The organism is Veillonella sp. (assembly GCF_019414865.1).
Classification (GTDB): Bacteria; Bacillota; Negativicutes; order Veillonellales; family Veillonellaceae; genus Veillonella.
Map to the genome: position 1 here is coordinate 1 of NZ_DXLG01000135.1, position 4,050 is coordinate 4,050.

The 4,050-nt window shown below is 40.2% G+C and carries 5 protein-coding genes; 1 reads left to right on the forward strand and 4 read right to left on the reverse strand.

Features of this window, described 5'->3' with window-relative positions; translation table 11 throughout:
• The first annotated feature begins 26 nt into the window (after window positions 1-26).
• Window positions 27-848 carry a MetQ/NlpA family ABC transporter substrate-binding protein gene (locus tag QZ334_RS07295; RefSeq protein WP_295233220.1) on the forward strand — a complete coding sequence of 274 codons (822 nt, stop codon included), beginning with the start codon at window positions 27-29 and terminating at the stop codon, window positions 846-848.
• Between the two features lie 42 nt (window positions 849-890).
• Here QZ334_RS07295 and QZ334_RS07300 read toward each other — a convergent pair whose 3' ends face one another.
• The 4 genes from QZ334_RS07300 to QZ334_RS07315 are packed head-to-tail and all read right to left on the reverse strand — an operon-like array spanning window position 891 to window position 3,979.
• On the reverse strand, window positions 891-1,307 hold the full coding sequence (locus tag QZ334_RS07300; protein ID WP_227283761.1) for a cytidine deaminase: 417 nt from the start codon (window positions 1,305-1,307) through the stop codon (window positions 891-893).
• A gap of 10 nt (window positions 1,308-1,317) precedes the next feature.
• A complete protein-coding gene (locus QZ334_RS07305) occupies window positions 1,318-2,619 on the reverse strand; it encodes a pyrimidine-nucleoside phosphorylase (RefSeq protein WP_323758626.1) in 1,302 nt (433 codons plus the stop codon).
• 53 nt (window positions 2,620-2,672) lie between these two features.
• Window positions 2,673-3,335 carry a deoxyribose-phosphate aldolase gene (gene deoC, locus QZ334_RS07310; protein WP_295233225.1) on the reverse strand — a complete coding sequence of 221 codons (663 nt, stop codon included), beginning with the start codon at window positions 3,333-3,335 and terminating at the stop codon, window positions 2,673-2,675.
• Window positions 3,336-3,349: 14 nt separating this feature from the next.
• The gene (locus QZ334_RS07315) at window positions 3,350-3,979 is read right to left on the reverse strand and encodes a 3'-5' exonuclease (protein ID WP_005387936.1); all 630 of its coding nucleotides are present in this window, start codon (window positions 3,977-3,979) and stop codon (window positions 3,350-3,352) included.
• Window positions 3,980-4,050: the final 71 nt, after the last annotated feature.

Consider the following 4,050-nt stretch of genomic DNA (forward strand, 5'->3'; position numbering starts at 1 on the left):
AAATGATTGTAAAAGGAGTGTGTCTAATGAGAAAATTTTTAGCATTAGCAGCTACTGTAATCCTTGGCGGTGCTTTATTGATCGCTGGTTGCGGTAATGACAATAACAAACAAGCTGCTAACAACGGCAAACAAGTATTAAAAATTGGTGCTACAGCAGTACCTCACGCAGAAATTTTGGAACAAGTTAAACCTATCTTGGCAAAAGATGGTATTGATTTACAAATTACAGAATTTACTGATTACAACACACCAAACCTTGCTTTGGGTGATAAAGAAATCGATGCAAACTTCTTCCAACATGTACCTTACATGGATGAGTTCGCAAAAGCTCATAACCTTCCATTAGTATCTGTTGGTGGTGTTCACCTTGAGCCAATGGGCTTATATTCTCGTCAAATCAAAGATTTAAAAGATCTTCCTAAAGGCGCTAAAATCGCTATCCCTAATGACCCTACAAACGGTGGTCGTGCATTATTGTTATTGCAAAAAGAAGGTCTTATCACATTGAAAGACTCCAGCAATATCTTATCTACAATTCAAGATATCACTTCCAATCCTAATGGTTACCAATTTGTTGAATTAGAAGCAGCTCAAATACCTCGTTCTCTTGACGATGTAGCTTTAGCAGCTATTAACACAAACTATGCATTAAATGCAGGTCTTAACCCTAGTAAAGATGCATTGGCAATCGAATCTAAAGATTCCCCTTACGTAAACATCGTAACTGTACTTAAAGGCAATGAAAGCGATCCTCGCATCAAAAAATTGATGGAAGCTCTTCATACCCCTGAAATCAAAAAATTCATTGAAGAAAAATACAAAGGTGCAGTTGTTCCTGCATTCTAAGTTATAACAAAAAAGAGACCACATCGGTGGTCTCTTTTTTTACTATAAGCTGTCCGCACCAAATCTAAATGGTAATAACTCATCAAGACTAATAACTTTATAATTTCCTTTTAGATTAGCCAAGATAATCTGTGGTATGTCAAATTCAGAAATCACTTGACGACAGGCACCACAAGGTGCACAAGGCCCTTCCGTATCAGCAACTACGGCGAGGGCCTTAAAATTTGTACGACCTTCTGATACGGCTTTAAATATAGCAGTTCGTTCTGCACAGTTAGTTAAACCATAAGATGCATTTTCTATATTGCAACCTTCATAGATTGCCCCATCCTCACACAGAAGGGCTGCACCCACTCCAAAATGGGAATAGGGACTATAGGTTTTCTCACGAGCTACTATGGCACGATCAATAAGCTTTTGAATTTCCTGTTCCGTCATATCAGTTTCCTTTTCTATCATATGGATATCCTCATTCCACCATATCAAGAATCGTATCTACCACCACTGGTGCTGTTTTACCAAAAGTAATTGCCTCTAAGTATGTTTTAGCCGCATTTACGAGCAAACTTTCATGAGAAGCATATAAGGTAGCTATGCTTTCACCAGCCCTAACAGCATCACCGGTTTTCTTGTGCATTACTATGCCTGCACTATAATCGATAGGACCATCCTTAACGGTGCGACCAGCCCCGAGCATAACAGATGCAATACCACATTGTTCTGTATTCATGTGTGTAATATAACCGTCTTGAGGCGCTGTAACATCATAAGTGAATTTCCCGATGGCTAGTAAACTTTCATCATCAAGAACACGGCTATCTCCACCTTGGGCATCGATCATCATGCGCAATCGTTCAAGAGCGGCTCCCGAATTAAGGGCCTGTTGTACGCGACTGAGAGCAGTTTCATAATCACAAATTTGGCTCAACACGAGCATATGAGCTGCCATGATAAGACATTCATGAGTTAAATCCTCTGGGCCATGACCTTTCAAGGTGTTAATAACCTCACGAATTTCCAAAGCATTACCAATGGCGTGACCTAGTGGTCGGTCCATATCGGTTAAAACAGCCTTAACAGAGCGGCCATTTTCCGTTCCAATATCTACCATAGCTTTCGCCAATGCGCGAGCATCGTCTATGGTTTTCATAAAGGCGCCACTACCACCCTTTACATCCAATAAAATAGCTTGTGCCCCAGAGGCTAATTTTTTACTCATTACAGAGGATGCAATTAGAGGGATACTATCTACGGTGCCTGTTACATCACGCAAAGCATATAGTTTCTTATCTGCAGGTGCCAGCCCTTCAGATTGTCCGATAACGGCAAGACCTATTGTATTGACTTGATTAATAAATGCCTCTTGGTCCAATGATACCTTTAGATTTGGTATGGACTCCATCTTGTCGATAGTGCCACCTGTATGCCCAAGTCCACGGCCTGACATTTTCGCCACCTTGCCTCCACAAGCAGCTACCAAAGGTCCTATGATAAGAGTTGTCTTATCCCCTACACCACCGGTACTATGCTTATCTACTGTTATCCCATCAATATTGGACAAATCTACTATGTGCCCCGATTGTGCCATTGCCATAGTCAATGTGCCTAGTTCACGAGCATTCATCCCATTAAATACAATGGTCATCAATAAGGCACTCACTTGATAATCAGGGATGTCCCCATTTACATAGCCTGAGATAAGAAAACGAAGTTCCTCATCTGTTAAGGGTAAATTAGACCGTTTTTTTAGAATAATATCATACATCCGCATGGTTATACCGCCATTCTAAGAAACCACCTAAGCACGGCCTAGGTGGTTTTCTATTATACTTCTTCGTCTAAATGATCTTTAAGTAGTTCTACTGCTGCACTGGCGCCGATACGGCTGCAACCTTCTGCAATATAGGCTTTCATGTCAGAGATAGAACGAATACCACCGGCAGCCTTAATTTTTACATTAGGACCGATATGCTTCTTGAATAAACGAATGTCTTCAAGGCTAGCGCCACCGCTACCAAAACCAGTAGAAGTTTTAATGTAGTCTGCCCCACCATTGGTGATACATTTACAGAGGGCCACCTTTTCAGAGTCGGTAAGATAACAAGTTTCGATAATAACCTTTAAGATTTTATCGCCACAAGCCTCCTTAAGGGCCCCAATTTCATTCGTTACAGCCTCAAAATCGCCTTGCTTTACATCGCCAAGATTTATTACCATATCGATTTCAGAGGCCCCTTCTGCAAGGGCTTGCTCTGTTTCAGCCACCTTAACCTCTGTCGTTTCATAGCCTAAAGGAAAACCAATAACAGTACATACATTAAGGTCTGGGTACGCTTCATGGGCGGAAGCTACAAAGTCCGGTGGAATACATACAGATGCTGTTTTATAGGCTACGCCAGCATCACAAATTTCTTTAATATCATCCCATGTAGCTGTAGGACGCAATAGTGTATGATCCACATAAGATAATAATTCTTTACCTAACATAGTGTCTCTCCTTACTAAAAGAACGACATTTGCTCTGGCTCAGGTTCTTTATGTAAAGCCTCTTGAGCAGCGCGATTTTTGTCATCAATAAATGGTTCTAGTGGTACACCTGTAGCCTTCAATAAATCTGGCAAGCTATTAACGCCCTTAGCTTTAGCCGCCTCTAATACAACCTTAGCACATGTTTCCGCATCATCTAATGCGTAGTGATGTTTAAACTCAACCCCGATATATGCGGCCATCGTGTTTAGCTTATGGTTTACTAAATCTGGCCATACTGCACGTGAAAGTTTCACCGTACATGCATAATCAAGATCAGGCCAAGGGATTTTATAGTAATCCAGTGTAGCACGCAATACATTCATATCGAATTTTGCATTGTGAGCTACCATGATATTCCCTTTTAAGTGATTTTCGTAGATAGCATTCCACAATTGATCAAATGTTTTCTCGTGGATAACATCCTTTGGTTGAATGCCATGAATTTCAATACATTCATCATCGAAGCTCATAAATGGTGGTTTAATAAGGCTGTATGCCTTTTTTATAATCTGTCCATCCTTTACGGTAATAACCGCCAAGGAGCACGCACTATTTTTAAATTTATTAGCTGTTTCAAAGTCTAATGCAACAAAATCTAACATAGGACTCCTTTCAAATCTATATGTTTCAAAATTTATATATAAGAATTATATTCATTTTCTCCATTTATTAT